This is a genomic window from Kitasatospora sp. NPDC057015 (assembly GCF_042673745.1).
Lineage (GTDB): Bacteria > Actinomycetota > Actinomycetes > Streptomycetales > Streptomycetaceae > Kitasatospora.
Genome location: NZ_JBHUSG010000043.1, coordinates 61,448 through 82,549, shown reverse-complemented (window position 1 = coordinate 82,549; position 21,102 = coordinate 61,448). Strand labels below are relative to the sequence as shown.

The window sequence follows — 21,102 nt, the reverse complement described above, 5'->3', positions numbered from 1 at the left end:
GGGCGTGAGCGTGAAACCGCGCCGGCCGCTCTCGCTCGGCGGCGGGTTCAACCTGTTCTGGGCCGGTCAGACGGTCAGCACCGTCGGCGACCGGGTCACCGTCTTCGTGGTCCCGACCCTGATGATCTTCGTGCTGCACGCGAGCGCCCTCCAGGTCGGTGTGGTGGCGATGGCCCAGTACCTGGGCATCCCGCTGCTCGGGCCGGTCGCCGGGGTGCTGGTCGACCGCTGGGACAAGCGCTGGACGATGCTCACCTGCGACCTCGTGCGACTGGTGGCGGTGGCGGTGATCCCGCTGGCGTACTGGCAGGACCAGCTGTCCACCCCGCTGCTGTTCGGCTGCGTGGCCGTGATCAGCGGCGCGACGATCTTCTTCAACGTCGGCTACCTGGTGGCCGTCCCCGCCGTGGTGGAGGAGGAGCACCTCGTCCGGGCCTACTCGCGACTGGAGGGCAGCGGCTCGGTCTCCGAGGTGGCCGGCCCTTCGATCGCGGCCGGCCTCTACAGCGCGCTCGGCGTGGCCGCCCTGCTGGTGGACGCGGCCAGTTACCTGGTCTCGGCGGTCTGCTTCCGGTTCATGCGCCCCTGGGGCGAGCGGACCACCGTGCCCGGGTCCGTCTGGGAGCGGCTGACGGTGGGCTTCCGGCTGAACTGGGCCGACCCGGTGCTGCGGCGGGTGGTCATGGCGGCGGTCACCCTCAACTGCGGCGGCCCGATCTTCGTCACCGTGCTGCCCGTCCTCGCCTACCGGGGCCTCGGCCTCTCGGTCGGCGCCTTCGGCGCCGCCATGTCGGTGGCCGCGGTGGGCGCGCTGGCCGGCGCCGTGGTCGCCCCGAGGATCAGTGAACGCCTGGGCACCGGAAGGACCCTGGCCTGGTCCCTGCTGCTGCACTGCCTGGTCGGGCTCGGCGTGCTGGCCGCACCCGCGCTGCCGCCCGCACCGGTGATCGCCGTCACCATGGGCTGCTACGGCTTCTTCATGTCCTGCATCAACGTGTGCAGCGCACCCACCCGGCAGTCCCGGATGTCGGCGAAGAACCAGGGCGTGATGCACGCCGCGTTCCGGACCGTCACCTGGGGCGTGATCCCGCTGGCCGCCCTCCTCGGCGGCCTGGCCGTCACCCTGCTCACCGGCCCGCTCGGCATCCTGGACGCGGCGCGGGCGGTGATGGCCGGCGGCACCCTGCTGGCGGCCTGCTCCTTCCTGCCGGCGGCCCGGATCCAGCCGCTGCTGGACCGGGCGCGGCAGCAACGGGCGGAGTCGGCCGGCGACCCGGGGTCGACCGACGGCACGGAGTCCGCGCTGGCGGACAGCACGTCATGACCGCGGAACACGGGATCGTCCTGATCACCGGGACGTCGTCCGGCATCGGACTGGCCACCGCCGTCGCCGCGGCCCGGGCGGGCTACACCACGGTGGCGACCATGCGCGACCCCGGCCGGGACCGGGCGCTGCGCGAGGCGGCGGACAGGGCCGGGGTCGCGGTGGACGTCCGCCGCCTCGACGTCACCGACGCCGACTCCGTCGCGGCCTGCGTGGACGGCGTGGCGCAGGACTACGGCCGGCTGGACGCGCTGGTCAACAACGCCGGGATCTCCAACTTCGACCCCACGATGGAGATGTCGACGATGGCGGCGCTGCGGGCCAACCTGGAGGTGAACTTCTTCGGCGTCGTCGCGGTCAGCCGGGCGGCGATGCCGCTGCTCCGGGCCGGCGGCGGACGGCTGGTGACGATCGGCAGCGTGCACGGCGTGGTCGGCCAGCCGTTCAACGAGGCCTACTGCGCGGCGAAGTTCGCCGTGGAGGGGTTCATGGAGAGCCTGGCCCCGGTCGCCGGGGCGCACGGCGTGCAGGTGTCCGTGGTGGTTCCCGGCTTCGTCCCCGACACCTCGTTCGGGGTCTTCCCGGACATCAACCGCTCGACCATCCAGGCCGCCTCCGGTCCGTACGCCACCACCTTCGCCGACTACCTCGCCTGGGTCGGCGGCCAGGGCTGGGAGGCGGCCGGGCAGTTGTCCGCGGAGGTGGCCGAGGTGGTGGTGGACACCCTGCGCGCCGACCGGCCGCCCTTCCGCGTGCCGGCCAACGCCTGGGCCGCCGACTACCTGGGCCACAAACTCGCCGACCGGGACGGCTCGACCGTCCAGGCCCTCGCCCGCAGCTGGATCGGACAACCCGAACTCCCCTAGGAAGCAGGAGAATCAGTGCCAGCGAAACCGCTCCAAGACCTGGTCGACTTCGCCCGTACCCACTCGCCGTTCTACGCGGAGACGTACCGCGACGTACCGCGGACCGTCTCGCACGTCACCCAGCTCCCCGTCCTGGACCAGGTCGCCTTCTGGGCCGCGAACACCTGGCCGGACAACCGGCTGCTGACCGGACCGCTGACCGACGCCGGCGTCTACAAGACCGGTGGCACCACCGGCGTCCCGAAGTTCTCGCCCTGGTCGCGCACCGAGCACGCCGACTCGGTGACGGCGTTCGGCGCGGGCATGGTGCAGGCGGGCCTGCGGCCGGGGCACCGGGTGGCCAACCTGTTCTGCGCGGGCGAGCTGTACGGCGGGTTCCTCTACATCGAGAACGCCCTGCACCACGCGCCGGTGGACAACGTGCGCCTGCCGGTGGGCGGCGCCGCGTCCGACGACTACATAGCCGACCTGATCGCCGGCTTCGGCGTCCACGTCCTGGCCGGCGAGCCGATGAAGCTGAGCGCGGTGGCCGAGTACCTCGTCCGCCGCGGCCAGGTCGCCGACTCCGTGGAACTGCTGCTGTTCGGCGGCGACCTGCTCTTCGCCGACCTGCGGCCGATCCTGTCGCGGGCCTTTCCCAAGGCGGCCGTGTCCTCGGTCGGCTACGCCTCGGTGGACGCCGGGCTCGTCGGCGCACCGGTGCCGGGCGACGACGTCCGGGTGCACGAGGCCTTCCCGAACCGCACGCTGGTGGAGCTGGTCGACGAGGTGACCGGTGAGCCGGTGACGGCCGCGGGGGTGCCCGGCCGGGTGGTGGTCACCAACCTCTTCCGAACCCTGATGCCGATCCTCCGTTACCCGACGGGCGACCGCGCCGAGTGGGTCGACCCGGACCGGCAGCGGTTCCGGCTGCTCGGCCGCTCCGTCGAGGGGGCCCGGGTCGGTACGGTGGCGATGCCGACCGAGGAGATCCGCGCGGTACTGGTCGCGGCCGATCCGGACCACGTCATCGCCGGCATGCAGATGGTCCAGCGCCGGTGGGACGGCCGGGACGGCCTGATCCTGCGACTGGGATGCACCGAGGATCCGCCCGCCGACCTGGGCGGCCGGCTGATCGAGGCCGTGTACGCCGCCCGTCCGCTCTATCCGGCCGAGGTGGCGTCCGGTGCCATCCACCACCTCGCCGTCGAGTGGGTCCCGCGATCCGAACTGGTCACGAACCCGCGGACCGGCAAGCTCCAGCAGGTGCTGGACGAGCGTCCGCCGGCCTGACCCGCACGCCGGGTACGGGGGTCGTCGTCCGTCGCCCCCGTGCCCGGCCCGGCCCCGGCCGTGCACCGTTGCCATGCCGTCGCCGCGCGTCGGGCCCGCGGACACCGGCGGAGGCCTGCCGGTCACCGCCCATTCACACCGCTGCCGCCGGGCCGTTCACAGCGGCACGAACATTTCGGACGCATTCGAGGAATTCGCCCCCGGAACGGACGGAGCACCGGCCCGGGTTCAGTCGCCGAGCGGCTTTCCGGTGAGCACGAAGCTCTGGCCGCGGAATTCCGCCAGGACCTTCCCGGTGGACTGCCGGACGGTCACGTCGTAAATTCCGCTGCGCCCCGACCGCACCCGCTCGGCCGCCTCGGCGACCAGCTCGTCGCCGACCCCCGCCGGGGCCAGGAAGGTCACCTGCGCGGCCTGCGCGACCGTGACGGGGCCGTACGCGTTGCAGGCGTAGGAGAAGGCCGCATCGGCGAGCAGGAACAAGTACCCGCCGTGCGCCGTTCCATGACCGTTCACCATGTCCGCGGAGATCCGCATCCGCATGAGCGCCCGCCCGGCGGACACCTCGTCGAGCGCGATTCCCAGGGCCTGACAGGTCCGGTCGCGCTCGTACAGCGCGACTATCCGGGAATGTCCCGCGACGGCTGGCCCGATATCGGCGCCCATGACGTCCTGCTTTCCCCGGGAGCGGCCCGAATCGGTCGGCGTTCTGTTCCTCCGAATTACATCGAGCCACGCCACCGCCTGTCAATGGCCGCCGTATTCCCGCGGCCGACGCGGGTCGGGCATTCCGGCGCACATCGGGGCGGATTCGAACCGGTCGGATTCGCGCCATGACCGGTCCGCCGGCCGGCGCCGTGCGGTCAGGCCGCCGGCGCCCGCCGCGCCGGTGCCCGACGACCGACCGCCAGGGCGAGGGCGAGGGCGACGACGACCAGCACCGCCGCGACGGCGAACGTGACGCGCATCCCGGTGGCGACGGCGTCGGGGTGCGCCGTCGTGACGTCCGTCGTCGCCGAGGCGAGGGCGAACACGGCCCCCATCACCGACGCACCGGTGACGAGCCCGAGGTTGCGCGACAGGTTGAGCATGCCGGAGACGACACCGCGCTGCTCCGGGCGGACGTCGGCCATCACGGCGGTGTTGTTGGCCGTCTGGAACACCGCGTAGCCGGCCGTGACCACGACGATCGGCGCGAGGTACCCGGGGATCCCGAGGGTCGCCGGGGTGACGGAGAGGAGCAGGGCGCCGCAGGCGATGGCGGTCAGCCCCAGCGCGGTCATCCGCCGGGCCCCGAACCGGTCCGCGACGCGACCGGCCGGCACGCCGGCGACCGCGGCGACGAGCGGTCCGACCGACAGGACCAGGCCCACCCGTGCCTCGCCGAGGCCGAGCGTGCGGGCGAGGTAGAACGGCCCCACCACCAGCGTCGCCATCATCACGGTGGAGACCAGGGCGCTCATGCCGAGGCTCGCGCTCAGCACCCGGTCCCGGAACATCGCCGGCCGGATCAACGGCGAGGCCGATGCCGCCTCCACCCGGACGAACAGCGCCACCCCGGCGGCGGCCGCCACCAGGAGCAGCAGGTTGAGCGGGCCGAAGGCGCCGTGCCCGAGGGTCATCGCGAGGGCGTAGGCCCCCAGCGTCAGCGCCAGCAGCAGGGTGCCCGGGCGGTCGAACGCGGCCCGACCGCGGGCCGCCCCCGGCCGGTCGGCGGGCAGGTGGCGGCGGGCGAGGAGCAGGGTCAGGACGCCCAGCGGCGCGTTCACCAGGAAGATCGCCCGCCAGCCGGGGCCGGCGATCAGCGCGCCGCCCAGCGACGGGCCGAGTGCGGTGCCGATCGCCGACATCGTGCCGAGCAGGCCCATCGCGCTACCGGTCCGCGCCTTCGGGACGCTCTCTCCGACGAACGCCATGGTGAGGGCCATCATCACGGCCGCCCCGAGCCCCTGGGCCACCCGGGCGGCGATCAGCAGCGGCAGCGAGGGCGCGAGGCCGCACAGCACCGAGGCCGCCGTGAACAGGGTGATCCCGGCCAGCAGCAGCCGCCGGCGCCCGACGAGGTCCCCCAGCCGGCCGACGCTGACGATCAGGGTGGTGACGGCCAGGAGGTAGGCGAGGACCACCCACTGGACCTCCTGGAAGGAGGCGTCGAACGCCTGCGCGAGGGTCGGCAGGCCGACGTTGGCGATGCCGGTACCGAGCGAGGACAGCAGCATGGACAGCGAGAGGCCGGCGAGCACCCACCGGACGGAGGGCGCCCCCCGCACACCGCCCGCCGTCGTCCCGTGGGGTTCGGCACTGGTCGACTTCACGACGCACTCCTTCTCTGGATGACTCCCGCGGCCCGACGGCCGGGCGGCGGGCCGCGCTGGTCGGGGTCGGGCACCCGGCGTGGGGACGGCACCCCGCCGTCGCGCCCGCCTGCCCGGTCGGTCAGCCGGCCGGGCGCGAGCCCGTGTGGACCGTGGTGGCGGAGAGCAGGAAGGCGTCGGGCCGCCGCAGGACGCCGGCCGGGGCCGCCGGGTCCAGCAGCACGTCGAGGGTGGCGAGGTCCTCCGCGTCCAGTCGCTCGCCCACGGTGTCCCGCAGCCGGGTCAGGTGGGCGTGCAGGAAGGCGCGGGCCGGCCCGAACAGCGGCGCCGGCAGGTCGAGGAGCACCGTGAAGCCGCCGACTCCGGTGAGCCCGGCGCGCCGGAGCATCGCCGGCCAGTCCTCCACCACGTCGGTGCTGTCGGGCAGTTCGGCCCGCATGACGGCGAACCACTCCTCCTGGGCGGCGTCGAGCCTGGCCTGCAGGCCGGGCCGGCCGACACCGATCGCGCGCGGGAGGAAGCGCATCGGCAACCCGCCCTCCGCCAAGGCGAGCAGTCCGCCGGGCCGGAGCAGACCGGCGAGCGCGTCCAGGGCGCCCTGCTGGTCACCGAGGTGGTGCACGGCCTTGCTGCTCCAGACCAGGTCCGCCGTACCGAGGCCGCCGCCGGGGCCGTCCCCGCCGGCCAGGCCCCCGGGGAGCTCCGCCGGCCGGACGGCCACCCGGGCGCCGAGGCCGAGCCGTTCGGCCCGGGCCAGCGCGCGCTCCAGCAGCCCTGGTGCGCCGTCCACGGCGACCGTCTCGGCCTGCTCGAAGGCCTCGGCCAGGACGCAGGTCATCACCCCCGGGCCGCTGCCGACGTCGAGGATCCGCCGGACTGCGCGGCCCGGGCCGAACCGCTCGCCGAGGCGGGCCGCCGCCGCCCGCAGGACGGGGAGCTGCAGCTCGGCGTTGTTCTCCAGGTGGGCGGCCAGGACCTCCCAGTCGATGTCGGTACTTCCGTGACGGTGAACGGAGTTGGAGCCGTGGGCGGGGCCGTGACCGGTGCCGGGGCCGTGGTGTGTGCTCATGTCCGCGAGCGTGCACCCGCGCCGGACGGGGCGGCAACTTCTGTTGCCATTTCCGGGACGGCACGGTGGAATGCCCCCATGGACACCCCCTCGCCCTACCAGGCGGTTCTCGACGAGGTCGCACCCCGACTCAGGCGTCTGCGGGCCAAGCAGGGCGTCACGCTGGCGGCACTCGCCGAGGCGACCGGCATCTCCAAGAGCACGCTGTCCCGGCTGGAGTCCGGCCAGCGGCGCCCCAGCCTGGAACTGCTGCTGCCGCTCGCCGGCGCGTACGGCGTGCCGCTGGACGACCTGGTGGGCGCCCCCGAGGTCGGGGATCCGCGGGTGCGGCTGACCCCCCGCACCCTGCCGAACGGCGGCACCGTCGTGCCGCTGACCCGCGGACCCGGCCCGCTCCAGGCCTACAAGCTGATCATCCAGGACCGGGGCGCGGAGCCGGACCTGCGCACGCACGAGGGCTACGAGTGGCTGTACGTGCTGGGCGGGCGGCTGCGGCTCGTCCTCGCCGAGCACGACATCGTCCTCGGCCCGGGCGAGGCCGCCGAGTTCGACACCCGGACACCGCACTGGTTCACCAGCGCGGACGGGCGGCCGGTCGAGGTGCTCAGCCTCTTCGGGAGGCAGGGGGAGCGCATCCACGTCCGCGCGAAGCCCAGGACCTGACGCTCCGACCGAGCGCCGTGCGCCCATCAACATCCTTGTGTCACGGACAGTTTGAACGATCGTCACTATGATCTGCGGCAGGCAGCAGGCCGCTGTGGCGCACTGCCATCCGAGGCGAAGGATCCCTCTTGACCACGTTCACCGAGCGTCCGTCCGCCAACGTGGATGTCGCCAACATCGCGCGGATCTACGACTACTACCTGGGCGGGCTCTACAACTTCGAGGTCGACCGGCAGAAGGCCGAGCGGATCAGGTCGGTGCTGCCCAGCGTCGAACTCCTCGCCCGGGCCAACCGGGACTGGCTGCGGCGCTCCGTACGGTTCCTGCTCGCGCAGGGCATCGACCAGTTCGTCGACCTGGCGTCCGGCCTGCCGACCATGAACAACACGCACGAGGTCGCCCACGCCCGCAACCCGCGGGCACGCGTGGTCTACGTCGACTGCGAGCCGTCGGCCGTCCTGCACGGCGAGGACATCCTCGCCGACGAGCCGCTGGTCGCCATGATCGAGGCCGACGGCCGCGAGCCCGAACAGGTCTGGTCCCACCCCCGGGTGCGCGAGCTGATCGACCTCAGCCGGCCGGTCGGCCTCATCATGGGCGGCCTGCTGGTGTTCGTCGACGACAAGGACGACCCGGCCGCCCTGCTGGCCGCCTACCGGGACGCCTGCGCCCCGGGCAGCTACCTGTCCGTCTCGCACCTCTCGGACGACCAGGCCGACGCGGAGACGCGGACCCAGGTGGCGCGGATGAGCGACGCCTACCTGGCCGGCGTGGGCCAGCGGCTCTACGTCCGCGACCGCGAGGCCATCGCCGCCTGGTTCGAGGGCATGGAGCTCGTCGAGCCGGGCCTGACCCTGATGGCGGACTGGCGACCGGACCCGGGCCTGGACGTGGACGCCCAGACCCCGTCCCGGGTGCTCGGCTACGGCGCGACCGCCCGGGTGCGCTGAGCGGGCCCGTCCCCGCCGGGCGCGGCGGCGGCCGTGCGCCGTCCCGCGCCACCCGGCGGGGACGGCGCGCTCACGGCCGCCGGACGGGCGCCAGGGCCTTCGCGGCGGGCAGCGAGGGCCCCTCACGGTAGAAGATGTCGATGTCGACCTCCTCGCCGCCGACCGTCAGGGTGTCCCAGGCCTCGCTGGCCAGCAGCGTGCGGACGGTCTCGCTCTTCAGCTTCAGCAGGTGCTCGCGGAGCGTCGCGTCGTCGGGCATGCCCGCGACCCGGGGCGACAGGCGGTCCCTGATCTGCCGCAGCCGCGCCATCAGCGCGTCGAGGTCCGCCGAACCGTCCCCGCCCTCCGGCGCCTCCTCCTCGATGCTCCGGGCGATGACGTCCTTGATGGCGAGGCTGACGCCCTGCTCGTCGGTGGTCACCATGGCGTTCCAGGCCCGGCTCTTGTGCCGGTACTGCAGCATCGACATGGCCGCCTCGTGGCGGACGAAGTCGGCGTCCCGGAAGGACCGGCCCCGCCAGGCGTTGTTGAGCGAGCGGGCCAGCGAGATGGCCGATGCCAGGCCGCTGTTGAGGCCGCGTCCGGGCCAGAAGTGGATCGCGTTGGCGGCGTCGCCGAGCAGGAACCCGTAGGTTCCCGGCGTGCCGGAGGTGGCGGAGTGCAGGTGGGCGGTGAACCGCGGTCGCTGCACCATGTCCAGCCGGAACCCGGTGACGGCGCTCAGGTTGTCCTGCGTGACGCCGAAGAGGGTCAGCCCCTCCAGCACCCGCTTCCACAGCGCGGAGCCCTTCACCAGGGCGGGCAGGAAGAGGGTGCCGTGGGTCGAGCAGCGGAAGTCGCCCTCCTCGTCCCGGCCCATCAGGCAGGGCCGGGAGGCCACGCACTGCTCGAACACCTGCCGGACCGGGTCGACCCCGATCACCTCCCGGGCCTCGGCGTCGGTCAGGCGCATGTTCAGGAAGCCCTCGCCGCGCAGCGAGTTGAGGAGGAAGCGGTTCTGCGCCACGGTCAGCAGGACGGCCATCGGGTCGGGCAGGTCGGACTTCACCCGCAGGCCCAGCACGACGTCCTGGAGGTGGTGCCCCTCCAGCGAGTAGATCGAGGTGTCCGGGGTGCCGAACTTGCCCTTGAAGAACTCCCGCGTCCGGGAGCGTCCGCCCTCGCAGATCGCCAGCACGTGGTCCTTGATCACCTCCTCGCGCAGCTCCGCCGGGTCGAACTTGCCGGGGACGAGCCGGATCCGGTCCGGCTTCTCGTTCGCCATCTCCAGCAGGACGTCCTCGACATGGGCGATCCGGACGTTGCGCGGGGCGAAGCCGCGGATGGAGTCCGGACCGGCGGGCCACATCTCGGAGAAGGCGTCGGCGCCGAACAGTCGCGCCTGCACGTCCTCGGGGAGGTTCAGGTACTGCCGGCTCTGCACGGTCACGACCTGTTGGCGCCGGACGTTGCCCTGCGCCTCGTTCTTCCAGACCACCCGCGAGCCGTCCTGGATCCAGCGGCCGTCGTAGACGGTGACGGAGACCCGCCGGCCCAGGTGCTGCTCCAGCAGCAGGGCGAAGCCCAGGCCGACCGGCCCCCCGCCCGAGACGGTGACGCGCAGCACGGGTTCGGGTGCGGCGGGGGCCAGCGGGAAGACCTCCGTGATGGTCTCCATCGCATCGGCGACCTCGAAGGCGAAGACCTCGCCACCGATCGTGATCAGGTCGCCGGGGGCGAGGACGTGCGAGGTCACCGGAGTGCCGTTCACCAGGGTCCCGTTGCGGCTCCCCCGGTCGTACAGGACGTAGCGGCCCTCCTCTCGGACCACCTCCGCGTGCAGGCGCGAGGCGCTGCCGCTCGCGATCACCACTCCGCTGTCGCCGCTACGGCCGAAGGTGACCGGCCTGAGACCGACGGGGAACCGTCGTCCGGCCAGGGGCCCCTCACGCCCGATGATCGCAGCTGGCATTGTCACTCCGCTCCTTGAGTATGTGGGTGCTCGGCCTCGACCGGCGGCCGTGGGCGGGCCACCGAACGCATCTCGCCAACGTCGTTGCTGTGGACGGTCTTCGGTAGGCTCACGCGGTCCGGCGGGGGCCGGGCGCGAGGCTGCTGGCTGCTGGTGAATGCGCTTGCGGGGAAGCGGATCGACATGAGGGCGTCGGACGCCGGCGCGGCGTCCCGTCCAAGGGTTGTGGCTGTGGGCTGCCGCGCGCAAGGTCATGACGCAGGAAGTTGCAGACCAGTTGCACGACGGTTGCACGTCGGCGGACAGTCCTGCTGCGGGTGGGGCGGCAGGGATGCCGGATGCGGCCGGTGACGGAGGGTCGATGCGGCGGGCGGTCCGTCCTGCGCGGGCTCGTGGACGGTGGGCCGTGGGCTCGTGGGCAACCGGACACCGGGGGCATGACCCCGCCTGCCGGGCGCGGCCCCGAGGGCCGCGCCGGGCTGCCACGTCACGCGGCCCCGGGGCGTCGTGCTGACCGGCCGGGCGGTCGCGGCGGGCACCGACGTCCGGTCTGCCCGCACCTCTCGCGCGCCATCCCGCGCGCCACCGCACACACCGCGCCCCATGCGCCGCAGCCCCGGCCCCGGCCGGCCGCTCCGGCCACTCCGGGCGCGTCAGGGCCGCGTGCAGCCACCGCCCGTCCGTCCGGACGGCCCGACGCCCGCCCCCTCGGGGCGGCAGGTCCGGCCCGGGGCCGACGGACCGGCGCGACGGCCGCGTTCTCAGCCCGCGGACGCCTCCCGGGCGATCCGCTCGAACTCGGCGCCCATCGCCTCGGCCAGCGCCTGGGCGGCGGACAGCGGGCGGACCATGACGGTGAACTCGTCGATCAGGCCGTCCTGGTCGAGGTGGAGGAAGTCACAGCCCTGGATCTGCCGCCCGCCCACGGTCGCGGTGAAGACCAGCGCGTGGTCGCGGCCGTCGGGGTTGGCGATCTCACGGACGTAGGTGAAGTCCTCGAACACCCGCATCGCGCCGCGGAGGATCGCCGCGGTGATCGCCTTGCCCGGGTAGGGCTTGAAGACGACGGGGCTGGTGAAGACGACCTCCTCGGCCAGCAGGGCCGCGACGGCCTCCTCGTCGCGGTCCTCGACGGCCTTGCGGAACGGGTGCATGGGCCCGCCTTCCTATAGACAACAAATTGACTAGGTGCATTCGCGAGTATGTACCGGGCCGGGCCCGGCGTCCAGGGCCCCCGCGGGCGCACCCTGCCGGGCGGACGGCCACCGGACGGGCCGCCGGCACCCGTGCCCGGACGGCCGCCGGAGCCACCGGCCGCACGCGTGGCCGGACCTCGCGGAGCGGGCCCCGGGAGCCGTCCGACCTGGTGCTAGGTTGGCGAGATGGCATTGCGCAACGCGGTGATGGCCGCTCTCCTGGACGGCGAGGCCTCCGGGTACGACCTCGCCAAGGGGTTCGACGCCTCGGTCGCCAACTTCTGGACGGCCACGCCCCAGCAGCTCTACCGCGAGCTGGAGCGGATGGAGGGCGAGGGGCTCGTCACCGCCCGCGTCGTCGAGCAGGAGCGGCGGCCCAACAAGCGGCTGTTCTCGCTCACGGAGGCCGGGCTGGCGACCGTCCGCGCCTACACCGCCGAACCCGCGGCCAGACCCACCGCGATCCGCGACGAGCTGCTGGTCAAGGTCCAGTGCTCGGACGCCGGCGACCTGGTGGCCGTCCGGGCCGCGATCGCCGGGCGGATCGAGTGGGCCACCGCCAAACTCGCCCGGTACGAGCGGCTCCGGACCCGGCTGCTGGACGGCCGGGAGGAGGAGCGGTACCTCGCCGAGGCGATGCGGATCGGCCCCTATCTCACGCTGCTGCGCGGGATGGAGTTCGAGCGGGAGAACATCCGCTGGGGCGAGTTGGCGGTCCGGGTCCTCGACCAGCGGGAGGCGGCCCGACGGTGAGCGGCGGCCCGGCGGTGAGCCGGGCCGCCGCGGGCCGGCCGGCGCCCCGGTCCGCGGAGCGGCCACGGGCGCCGGAGCCGACGAGGGCGCCGTGCGGTCAGGCCAGCAGGGACCTGACCGCGCGGCAGGTCACCGCCGACGGACGGTGGATGCCGATCCGGCTCGCCACCGAGCGGATCCGGCGGTTGGTCGCCTGTTGCGGAAGGTAGTTGCCGGAGTCGAGCAGGACGATCGCCAGCCGCATCGCCTTGAGGCGGCGGTTGTGGTCCTCGTACCAGGCCCGGGGCAGCCCGGGCGGCAGCGGTTGGGTCGCGGGCGGTCCGAGGCGGCGGCGCGCCCGGGTCGGGGCCTTCTTGCGCTGAGGGGTGGGGTGGCTGACTGCGGCAGCGGACATCGGCGACCTCCTGGTGCGGCGGTGGGGTGCTCACTGACAACACCCATATTAGTGCCGGGGTCTGACAATCGGCCTGGCTCGACGGGGGCCCGAAGGCCGCCGGTCGACCGTCCGCGCAGCCCCGCCCTCAGGGCCCGCGATGCCCGCTCACCGTGACCCAACCGTCGTACGTGCGAGTGCGGTTGAGGGTCACGGCGCCCTCCCCGACCCGGTCGACCGCCAGCTCCCGGCCGGGGCAGTGCAGGGCCAGCCAGCGGGCCAGGTCGGTGGTGGTCAGCGGATCCGCGAGCCCCTCGACGGTCCACTGGGCGGGCCCGCCGAGGACCGCCCGCCCGACCCGCTCCAGCCACCGGTCGAGCCGGCGACGGGAGGCGGACGGCACCTGGGCGTGCACCGCGGGATCCAGCAGCGGGGCCGCCCAGGCGGCGATCCTGGACGCCGGGCCGCGCGCCCAGACCTCCGGGCCGCCCCGGCGCCGGAGCATCAGCTCCGCCGTGTCCTCCTCGACCCGCCGGACACTCGCGCGGGTGGCGGCCGGCAGCGGCGCCGCGCCCGCCCACCGGCCCACCTCGGGAAGCGCCGGGCCGCCCCAGGCGGCGGCCAGCTCGCGGAGCCAGCGCCCGAGGTCGCGCACGGTGGGGACGGCCCGCTCCTCCAGCACGGCGGGCGATCCCAGCAGGGCCACCCGGCCAGCGAGTTGCGGCACGGCCGAGCTCAGGATCAGCCGGGAGGTGGGGTTCACCGCGCCGCGTTCGGCGTCCGCCAGGGACTGGAACACCAGCAGCACCTCGTCCCGCCGGCGCAGGAAGGTCACCCCGAGCGGCTCGGCCAGCAGGCTCCCCGGCCAGTCGGACGCGGACACCGGGCCCGGCAGCAGCGGCGACAACCGGCCCAGCCAGTCGCCCAGTTCGGCCGGAGTCCGGACCCGGGCCACCAGTGGCACCGTACCGGCGGGGGCGCCGGCCGGAGCGGCGAGCAGGATGCGCGCGCCCGGACCGCCGGGGGACAGGTCCGGCACCGCCAGCGGGGCGATCTCCAGGTGCGGTTCGGCGAACAGCCGCCCGCCGGTGGTCCGCACGTACAGGCCGTCGACGCCCTCCGCGAGGAGCAGCTCCGCCAGCGCGGCGGGCGACAGCCCGTGGCCGATGCCCACACCGTAGGGCTGGTCGGGCCACCGCACGTCGCCGCGGACGGTGTACCCACCCGGCTGCGGGCCGGCCAGCCGTTCGCCGACCCACTCCAGCCAGGCGGCCAGCGGCCCGTCCCCGGCCTGCCACACCATCGGATCGCGCACGCTTCCCCCTCCTGCTGTCCCGGGCGGCCGAGTGTACGGCCCCGGTCGCGGCCGGGCGGGGTGCGGGTACGCGGGGTGCGGGTGCCGGGGCCCGTGGGGTGCGGGGTGCGGGTACGCGGGGCCGGCAGGATGCGGATGCCGGGGCGCGTGCGGTGGCCGGCTAGGGGCGGCCGTCCCGACGCCGCCGGACGCCCCGGGCGGGCGGTCAGCGCACCACGGACAGCCGGTGCCGTCCGCGCCGCTGGGGCGTCGGTGCGGCCCACGGGGTGGAGCAGGTGCGCAGTTCCCACCGGCCCGGCCCGTCCGCGGCCCCGGCCGGGGTGTCCTCGCGGGGGTCGCGGTACCAGATCCAGCCCTCGGTACCACTGCGGGCGCCGACCGTGCCCAGGATGCGCAGGCTCGACAGGTCGTACCGGGCGGAGATCTCGTCGCCCCAGAGCATCAGGGTCCGGATGTCCTCGGGGGTGGTGTACAGCACACTGACCCGGTACTTCTGGACGGTCGCCCAGAGTTCGTCCTCCTGGAGGGCGTCCTGCCGGCCGGCGTGGATCACCTGGGTCGCGCCGGCGGTCAGCGGACCGCGGACGCCCTCCGGCAGGCCGCTCCCCCAGCCCTCGGTGACCCGGCTCCAGTAGACGTCCGACTCCGAGCCGTGCCGGACGGGGCCGTGTCCCCCGGGCGGCACGGGCGGCGCCGCACCCGTGCGGTGGCGGGACGGGTCGGGGTCGGGCAGACCGAGGTTCCGGCGCGCGGTGGGGCCGAGCTCGGATCTGCACCGGCAGGTCCGACGCACTCTCAGGGAGCGGGCCCGCGAAGCCCCGGCGAGGGTTCCGTCCGCGGCCCGGTCCTCCGCCGCCGGCTCGACCTCGGTGCCGCCGCAGCGACAGCCCTCCGATCCGGCGGCGGCCCGGCCCGCCCGTTCCCGTCTGCGCGCGGCGAGGGCGTCGTCACCGCCGTCGGTGCCGGCGCCGGGCACCACCGCCTCGGGCGGGCCGGCCGACACCGAGGGGTCGGCGCCGACCCGGGCACAGGCCAGCAGGGCGACGACCGTCTCCGGCGTCGCCGCCGCCCGGAGCGACACCCGGTCGCCGGCGCCCACTCCGAGGCCGGACAGCGATTCGGCGGCCCGGGCGACCTCGTACTGGAGACGGGCGTACGTGAGCGAGCGCCCGCCCCCGGGGCCGCCCTCGAAGTGGATCGCCACCCTGGCGCCGAGGCCGGCCTCCAGGTGGCGGTCGACGCACTCGTGCACCAGATCCGCACCGTTCCCGTCCATGACATCCCCGTACATGCTGAAATCCCCTCATGGTCCCAGGCCGGACGGCCGGGAGCCGGTCCCGGCCGCCGCCCCGCGCCCTCGGACGCGTATGCCCGGCCGCGCCCGGACCAATCACCCGGGCACCTGTGTCCTACCCATCCCGGGGTCGGCCCGACCGGCCCGGCAGGCCCGGCAGGCCGCGAAGACCGGGCGAATTCCGGCGCCCGAACCCGGCGTTCGCATCACCTGTCAGCCGAGCACACCCCAGCACCGGTACTGCTCGGGGCGACGGATCGGCACCCACACAAACTACCGAAGCCCGCCGGGGGTTCCGCCCGTTCAGCCGATTCCGCCGGTTCCGCCGGTTCCGCCGGTTCAGTCGGTTCAGTCGGTTCAGCCGGTTCCGCCGGTTCAGCCGTAGAAGCCCTGGGCGGTCCACCAGGCCCGGGCGTCCGCGCAGGGCCCCACCGCCGGGCTCCGGTCCACTCCCCCGTCGAGCAGGCAGCCGCCCGGGCGGTACGCGCGGATCCTGAACGCCGTGGCCCACCGCCCGGTGACCGGATCGGGTCGGAGCGCGGCGGCGGTGCGGTCCGTGAGGATCCAGAGCTGTCCGGTGTCCTCCCACCCGGCCGGCGACCGGTCGTGCCGGAGCAGCACCGCGCCGCCCGACCCGGCGGTGAGCACCCCGGCCCCGTCCGACCCGGCGGAGGCCACCGACTGCAGGACGACCTCCCCACCGGCCGCGGGCCGCAGGATCCACTGCTGGGCGTCCCCGGTGGTGGCGGCGGGCCGGCTGACGACGCCCCTTCGACCGGGTTCGCGCTCGGCGTCCGGACCGACGGCGAACTCCCGGGTCGCGCCGATCTCCTGAGTCCCCCGTGCCTCGGAGGCCTCCAGGCGCAGGCCCGAGCGCTGGGCGGTCAGGGTGCCGAGGCCCCGGTACCCGGGCGTGGTGGCCGGGGCGGCGAACCGCAGCTCCGACGGCCCGGCCGGGCGGGTCACGTCACCACTGTCGCCGGCCGGCGTCCCGCCCGCCGGATCGGTGTACCCGCCGGTCACCCGGTGAGCGGCTGCGGTTCCTCCTGCCGGGGCGGGCCACCCGGTCGGCCCGCCCCGGCCGGCGCCGTCGGCGTCGCCGGTGCCCGTGCCCGTGCCCGTGCCGGTGATACTGCCGGTGACGTCGCCGGTGATCGGTACCGCGAGCAGCAGCGCGAGGCAGGCGACGGCCTTGGCCGCCGCGACGGCGGGCCGACTCCCCGGCCCGCTGCCGCCACCCGGGTGGACCTGCCGGTCGGTTCGGTCGCCGATGGTCCCGAGGTCGTGGCAGGCCACGGCCCGCCCGCTCGTCTCGCAGCCGACCATCCGTCGTCCTCCTGTTCGGGCCGGCCGCCGATCGACCGGTGGGGCGCGGCGACGGGCGACATTCCCGGGCCGCAGGTCGCGGACGGGGCCTCGCGTCCCGACCCGGCCACCGACCCGGCCCGCCTGCCGCCCCGGCGCGCCTGCCGACCCGCCTCCCGGTCAGGCTCCGGACGGGATGTAGTAGGGCCGGTTGTGCGCGGCCACCGGAGCCGACTGGTAGGTCCAGACGCCCGCCGCGGGTGCGTCGCCGACCAGGGCGGTGAGGTGCCGGCCGACGCCGCTGGTCGGGTCCGCGACCACGAGCCGGACCCGGTCGCCGGTCGAGGCGTCCATCTCGTGGTGCTGGTAGGGCTGGTAGACGTTCATCGGCCCGGCGAGCAGGCCGGCCCGCGGGTCGGTGCCGTAGCCGGTGATCGGCGTGTTGTTGACCGGTTCCGGGGTGAGGCCGGTGAGATCGGCGTGCAGGGCGAACAGCGTCCGGTCACCGGGTTCCAGGGTGCCACCGTCGGCGCCGGGCTCCGCCTGTCGGCAGACGACCGACCAGATCCGCTGGTCGGCGGGGCCGTTGAGGGAGGGCATGACGCTCTCGAAGCAGCCCGGGTACTTGGGTTCGGCGTACAGCCGGCGGCCCGCGTCGATCGCGAGCGGGTTGTCGCAGAGGACGTGGATCCGGGCGATCCCGAGCAGCTTGGTCTGGTCGAACCCGCGCGCGTACTGCTGGTATCCGATCGCGGGCAGGCGGCCGGTGGCACCCGCCGGGTGGGCGATGATGTTGACCTCCACCTCCTGGGTGATCCCGCCGCCGGTCGGGTACTGGGCGAAGTACAGCTGGTAGTTGAGGGAGACGCAGGCGCGGCCGTCGAAGTCCGCCGCGGCCAGTCCGGGGTGGTGCTCGGCCAGCACCTCGCGGACCGGCTCGGGATCGACCAGGTAGTCGAGGCCGACGGTGTGCAGTGCGCCGTAGTGGAAGGGCAGTTGGTACGGAGCCGGGACGGGCGGCAGCGCCCGGCGCCGCTCCGGTGCCTCGGCCACGGGCCGGCGCCCGGCCGACGGGCGGGTCGGACCAGGGGTCGGGGTCGGCGCGGGACGCGCGGGGACGGTCGGGTCGAGCGGCTCGGGCGGGTTCACGGGCGGTCGGCTCCTTCGAGTGCGGCGGCGCCCCGCAGGGCGGCGGGCCGGCGTCCGGTGAGCAGGTCCCGGTGGATCCGCTCGGTGCTGCGCAGGGCGAGGGCGGCCATGGTCAGCGAGGGGTTGGAGGTGGCGACGGTGGGCATGCTGCCGCAGCCGACGGCGTACAGGTTGGGGTGGTCCCAGCAGCGCTGCCACTGGTCGACCACCGAGGTCGCGGGCGAGTCGCCCATGATGTGGGTGCCCGCGCCGTGGCCGGCCGCGCGGTAGCCGTAGGTCAGGCCCTCGTACTCGAACCGGCCGGGCCAGGCGGGCCCGGCCTCGAAGCCGGTCCGGTCCTCGGCGCCGAGCAGGGCGAAGAGCTGGTCGGAGACGGCCTTGGCGCTCGCGATCCCCCGCTTGACCCAGTCCGACAGGTCGTAGTGCAGGACGGGCCGCGGGATGCCCAGCGGGTCGCGGAGCCGGGGGTCGAGGGTGACGCGGTTCGCCGGGTCGGCGTCCTGCTCCATCTCGAACTGGAACGCGACCTCGCGGCCGAACCGGTCGCCGGCCGCCCTGCGCAGCTCCGGGCCGAACAGGCCCCGTCCGTCGGGCCCTCCGGTGCGCAGCAGTTCGGCGAGCCGCCCGTCCGGCGGCCCGAGGGCCCAGGTCCACCCCCAGTTGCCGATCTCGATCCGGAACGGGGCCCGCACCGCCCGGGCCGGGCCGAACCGGAAGTCCTCGAAGCCGGAGGTCGACCCCGGGCCGCGGTACGGTCCCACCTGCTGCGGCATCAGCCCCCAGGTGAGCAGCACCGGGTGGTCCATCAGGTTCCGCCCGACCTGGCCGCTGCTCCCGGCCGCCCCGGAGAGCAGCAGCAGTTTGGCGTTCTCGATCGCGTGCGCGGCCAGCACCACCAGTGCGGCGTCCGCGGTGTGCGCGGTGGCGCCCCGCGGCCCGCCGTCCTCGGGGTAGCGCAGGTACTCGACACCGGTGGCGGTCCCGTTCCCGGCCAGCCGGACCTTGCTGACCACCGCCCGGGTGACCAGCCGGACGGAGGGGCCCCAGCGGGCCTGGGTCCGCAGCGGGGTGTACTTCGCGCCGGACGGACAGATCGGTACGCAGCTGGCGTGGCCGACGCACACCTGCGGCCGTGCCCCGGGCTGCCCCTGACCGCCTTGGCCGCCGGGCTCCTCGTGCGGGCGGCCGCCCCGGGCGTGCGGGGTGGTGACCACGCGCAGCGGGGTGGGCGCGTCCGTGGCCGGGTCGCGGGCCGGGCGGCCGTCCAGTGCCCGGGCCAGGACGGTGTCCAGGTGGCTGCGCGGGATCGCCCGGCTCGGGAACCGGTAGCCGTCGGGGAAGGGCAGTCCCACCGCGGCGCGCTGCTCCTCGACGTCGCCCGCCACGCCGAGCTCGCGTTCGGCGGCGCGGTAGTACGGCTCCAGGTCCCGGTAGCCGAGGGGCCAGCTGCGGCCGTGGCCGAAGTCGCCGGCCCGGAAGTCCTCCGGGTGCATGCGCGGGGTGAGTCCCGTCCAGGCGAGGCCGGTGCCGCCGTTGGCCCGCAGGTATCCGCTGGCGTAGGGCAGGGGTCCGCGCTGGACGAGGTAGCCGTCCGCCTCGAAGCCGCCGTCGGGGCGGCCGGTGAGGTCGAGGACGTCCGGCGAGGGCGCCGCGGCGCTGACCGGGTAGGGCGAGTTCGGGACCTTGGCGGGGGCGACCCGGTAGGCCGCCAGGGCGTCCGCCTGCCCCCGGCCGGCGTCGTCGGCCCCACCGCGTCCGGCCTCCAGGACGAGGACCCGCCAGCCGCGCGCGCCGAGGTCCCGGGCGACCAGGGAGCCGGCGAACCCGGCTCCGACCACGATGACGTCCCACGGCCCGGTGGTCGGCGGGCTCACCGCCGGCCCGTCCGGGCGCCGGCCGGCGCGCCAGCCGGTTCGCGGGGCCCGGCGGCGGGCAGGTCCGGTCGGCCGGTGGGGCGCCGCGGACCGGTGTCCGGGGGCAGGCTCCAACTGCCGTGCCCCGGGGCGGCCGTCCCCGGCGCGCGGGCGCCGAAGGTCCGCCAGACGAGCCCCTCGGCGTAGGCCCGGGCGGAGACCACGGTGGGGAGGCCGGCCGGCGCCGGCGCTCCCTGCCCGGGCGGCGGGCCGGGCAGGGAACCCAGGTACCAGAGCTGGACCAGGGTCCTGGCCAGCTCCCGGACCGCCTCGTCGGGGAAGTCCGGCGGGTGGCCGGCCGTGCGGGCCACCGCCGATCGGAGCCGGTCGAGGGCGTGCGGGTCGGCGCCCTCGACCAGTGCGCGGTAGGTCTCGGCCAGTCCGGTCGCGGACAGCTCCTCGACACCGAATCCGGTCAGCTCGGCCGAGAGGTGGAGAAACTCGTCGGTGGTCGTCAAGACACGCCTCCAGGCGATCGTCATGCGCATGCCGCTGATGCCGCCCGGGATCCTTCCTCCCCCGCCCCGCACTCATGCGTACACGTGCGGTCCGACGGGATCACTCGGCGGCCTCCACGCGCGCGCGGGCGACCGCACGCGCCGGCGCACGCCCCCGAGCCCCGACGGCGGGTCGGCCCGCCCCGCGCCGCACGGACGCCCCGCCCGGCCGAACCGGACCGGACTGCACCCCGCCGGGATCGCGAAGACGGACCGTCACCCCCCGGCGCCACCCCGGCCCGGCCTGCTCACCGGCGCAGGTAGACCACGACGGAGAGGACCAGCGCACCGATACCCGTCAGCGCGGCCAGCGAGGGCAGCGGCCAGCGCGAGCGTTGGACCGCCTCCATCTCCTCCCGCAGGGTGGCGACCTCGTCCTCCAGCTGGGCGATCCGGGTGGAGACCACGTCGAGCCGGCCGTTGAGCCGCGCGAATCCGGTCTCCATGATGCCGCGGATGTGCTCCAGCTTGACCGCCACCTCGACCCCCAGACCCGGCTGGCCGTCCGGGTCACCGTGGGTCACCGCTCCTCCGGCGGCGCCGTCGGGTCCGGCGGTGGCGCCGCCGCCGGCAGCACCGGTGACGGGTCGGCGGCCCGCAACCAGGACGGCAGCGCGCGGTCGACGGCCGGCAGGGCCATCACCCTGGTCACCACGGTGGCCACGGTGAGCGCGACGCCGACCACGGGCAGCGCGCGTGACAGGCCGGCCTCGTCTATCAGCAGCGGGAGCCCGGCGGACAGGGCGAGAATGGACTGCAGCACCGTGCGGGCGGTGCGGCGGGTGGCGTCCGACATGCGGATTCTCCGTTCGGCGGGACGGGCGCGGAACGCGCGGGCACGACAGTGCGTCGCGGCGCGGAGGGTGACGGTGCGTCGGCGTAGAGGGTGACGGTGCG

General features: G+C 75.1%; 20 protein-coding genes. 6 read left to right on the top strand and 14 right to left on the bottom strand.

Translation table 11 applies throughout. The features are described from left to right. Nucleotides 1–4: 4 nt before the first annotated feature. The 3 genes from ACFTWP_RS31395 to ACFTWP_RS31385 are packed head-to-tail and all read left to right on the top strand — an operon-like array spanning nt 5 to nt 3,462. Entirely contained in the window at nt 5–1,324 is a 1,320-nt protein-coding gene (locus ACFTWP_RS31395) for an MFS transporter (RefSeq protein ID WP_380268342.1), read from the top strand. After that, nucleotides 1,321–2,190 (top strand): SDR family NAD(P)-dependent oxidoreductase, encoded by an 870-nt coding sequence (locus ACFTWP_RS31390; protein ID WP_380268341.1) that lies wholly within the window; start codon nt 1,321–1,323, stop codon nt 2,188–2,190. Before ACFTWP_RS31395 ends, ACFTWP_RS31390 begins: the two co-directional genes overlap by 4 nt. Nucleotides 2,191–2,205: 15 nt before the next feature. Further along, the gene (locus ACFTWP_RS31385; protein WP_380268340.1) at nt 2,206–3,462 is read left to right on the top strand and encodes a phenylacetate--CoA ligase family protein; all 1,257 of its coding nucleotides are present in this window, start codon (nt 2,206–2,208) and stop codon (nt 3,460–3,462) included. A 228-nt stretch (nt 3,463–3,690) separates the two neighbouring features. On the opposite strand, the gene paaI is transcribed toward ACFTWP_RS31385, so the two are convergent. From paaI to ACFTWP_RS31370, 3 genes are all read right to left on the bottom strand, one after another. Then, nucleotides 3,691–4,128: a hydroxyphenylacetyl-CoA thioesterase PaaI gene (gene paaI, locus ACFTWP_RS31380; RefSeq protein WP_380268339.1), complete on the bottom strand. Its 438-nt coding sequence runs from the start codon at nt 4,126–4,128 to the stop codon at nt 3,691–3,693. A gap of 197 nt (nt 4,129–4,325) precedes the next feature. Beyond that, nucleotides 4,326–5,777, bottom strand: coding sequence for an MFS transporter (locus ACFTWP_RS31375; protein ID WP_380268338.1), 1,452 nt, complete (start codon nt 5,775–5,777; stop codon nt 4,326–4,328). A 121-nt stretch (nt 5,778–5,898) separates the two neighbouring features. Further along, complete coding sequence (locus tag ACFTWP_RS31370) at nt 5,899–6,846, bottom strand: class I SAM-dependent methyltransferase (RefSeq protein WP_380268337.1); 948 nt, start codon at nt 6,844–6,846, stop codon at nt 5,899–5,901. A gap of 78 nt (nt 6,847–6,924) precedes the next feature. On the opposite strand from ACFTWP_RS31370, the gene ACFTWP_RS31365 reads away from it, so the two are divergent. Both ACFTWP_RS31365 and ACFTWP_RS31360 read left to right on the top strand, forming a co-directional pair. Beyond that, complete coding sequence (locus ACFTWP_RS31365) at nt 6,925–7,509, top strand: helix-turn-helix domain-containing protein (protein WP_380268336.1); 585 nt, start codon at nt 6,925–6,927, stop codon at nt 7,507–7,509. Nucleotides 7,510–7,637: 128 nt separating this feature from the next. Further along, on the top strand, nt 7,638–8,459 hold the full coding sequence (locus ACFTWP_RS31360) for an SAM-dependent methyltransferase (RefSeq protein ID WP_380268335.1): 822 nt from the start codon (nt 7,638–7,640) through the stop codon (nt 8,457–8,459). A 70-nt stretch (nt 8,460–8,529) separates the two neighbouring features. On the opposite strand, the gene ACFTWP_RS31355 is transcribed toward ACFTWP_RS31360, so the two are convergent. Together ACFTWP_RS31355 and ACFTWP_RS31350 are read right to left on the bottom strand one after the other, a co-directional pair. Further along, nucleotides 8,530–10,410, bottom strand: a complete 1,881-nt coding sequence (locus ACFTWP_RS31355) for an FHA domain-containing protein (RefSeq protein ID WP_380268334.1) — start codon at nt 10,408–10,410, stop codon at nt 8,530–8,532. 761 nt (nt 10,411–11,171) lie between these two features. After that, on the bottom strand, nt 11,172–11,564 hold the full coding sequence (locus ACFTWP_RS31350) for a nuclear transport factor 2 family protein (RefSeq protein WP_380268333.1): 393 nt from the start codon (nt 11,562–11,564) through the stop codon (nt 11,172–11,174). A 228-nt stretch (nt 11,565–11,792) separates the two neighbouring features. Between ACFTWP_RS31350 and ACFTWP_RS31345 the strand changes: the two genes are divergently transcribed. After that, on the top strand, nt 11,793–12,359 hold the full coding sequence (locus ACFTWP_RS31345; protein WP_380268332.1) for a PadR family transcriptional regulator: 567 nt from the start codon (nt 11,793–11,795) through the stop codon (nt 12,357–12,359). A 97-nt stretch (nt 12,360–12,456) separates the two neighbouring features. On the opposite strand, the gene ACFTWP_RS31340 is transcribed toward ACFTWP_RS31345, so the two are convergent. The 9 genes from ACFTWP_RS31340 to ACFTWP_RS31300 all read right to left on the bottom strand — a co-directional run bounded on the left by ACFTWP_RS31340 (nt 12,457) and on the right by ACFTWP_RS31300 (nt 21,001). Next, a complete protein-coding gene (locus ACFTWP_RS31340) occupies nt 12,457–12,753 on the bottom strand; it encodes a hypothetical protein (protein ID WP_380268331.1) in 297 nt (98 codons plus the stop codon). A gap of 127 nt (nt 12,754–12,880) precedes the next feature. Then, nucleotides 12,881–14,047 carry a hypothetical protein gene (locus tag ACFTWP_RS31335; protein ID WP_380268330.1) on the bottom strand — a complete coding sequence of 389 codons (1,167 nt, stop codon included), beginning with the start codon at nt 14,045–14,047 and terminating at the stop codon, nt 12,881–12,883. 205 nt (nt 14,048–14,252) lie between these two features. After that, nucleotides 14,253–15,338: an AMP-binding protein gene (locus tag ACFTWP_RS31330; RefSeq protein ID WP_380268329.1), complete on the bottom strand. Its 1,086-nt coding sequence runs from the start codon at nt 15,336–15,338 to the stop codon at nt 14,253–14,255. A 378-nt stretch (nt 15,339–15,716) separates the two neighbouring features. Then, nucleotides 15,717–16,667: a hypothetical protein gene (locus ACFTWP_RS31325; RefSeq protein WP_380268328.1), complete on the bottom strand. Its 951-nt coding sequence runs from the start codon at nt 16,665–16,667 to the stop codon at nt 15,717–15,719. A 159-nt stretch (nt 16,668–16,826) separates the two neighbouring features. Further along, nucleotides 16,827–17,795, bottom strand: coding sequence for a hypothetical protein (locus ACFTWP_RS31320; RefSeq protein WP_380268327.1), 969 nt, complete (start codon nt 17,793–17,795; stop codon nt 16,827–16,829). Further along, the gene (locus tag ACFTWP_RS31315) at nt 17,792–19,669 is read right to left on the bottom strand and encodes an FAD-dependent oxidoreductase (protein WP_380268326.1); all 1,878 of its coding nucleotides are present in this window, start codon (nt 19,667–19,669) and stop codon (nt 17,792–17,794) included. The genes ACFTWP_RS31320 and ACFTWP_RS31315 overlap by 4 nt, the downstream gene beginning before the upstream one ends. Next, entirely contained in the window at nt 19,666–20,166 is a 501-nt protein-coding gene (locus tag ACFTWP_RS31310) for a hypothetical protein (RefSeq protein WP_380268325.1), read from the bottom strand. The genes ACFTWP_RS31315 and ACFTWP_RS31310 overlap by 4 nt, the downstream gene beginning before the upstream one ends. A gap of 287 nt (nt 20,167–20,453) precedes the next feature. Then, nucleotides 20,454–20,729: a hypothetical protein gene (locus ACFTWP_RS31305; RefSeq protein ID WP_380268324.1), complete on the bottom strand. Its 276-nt coding sequence runs from the start codon at nt 20,727–20,729 to the stop codon at nt 20,454–20,456. Then, nucleotides 20,726–21,001, bottom strand: a complete 276-nt coding sequence (locus tag ACFTWP_RS31300; protein WP_380268323.1) for a hypothetical protein — start codon at nt 20,999–21,001, stop codon at nt 20,726–20,728. Before ACFTWP_RS31300 ends, ACFTWP_RS31305 begins: the two co-directional genes overlap by 4 nt. Between the last annotated feature and the right edge of the window lie 101 nt (nt 21,002–21,102).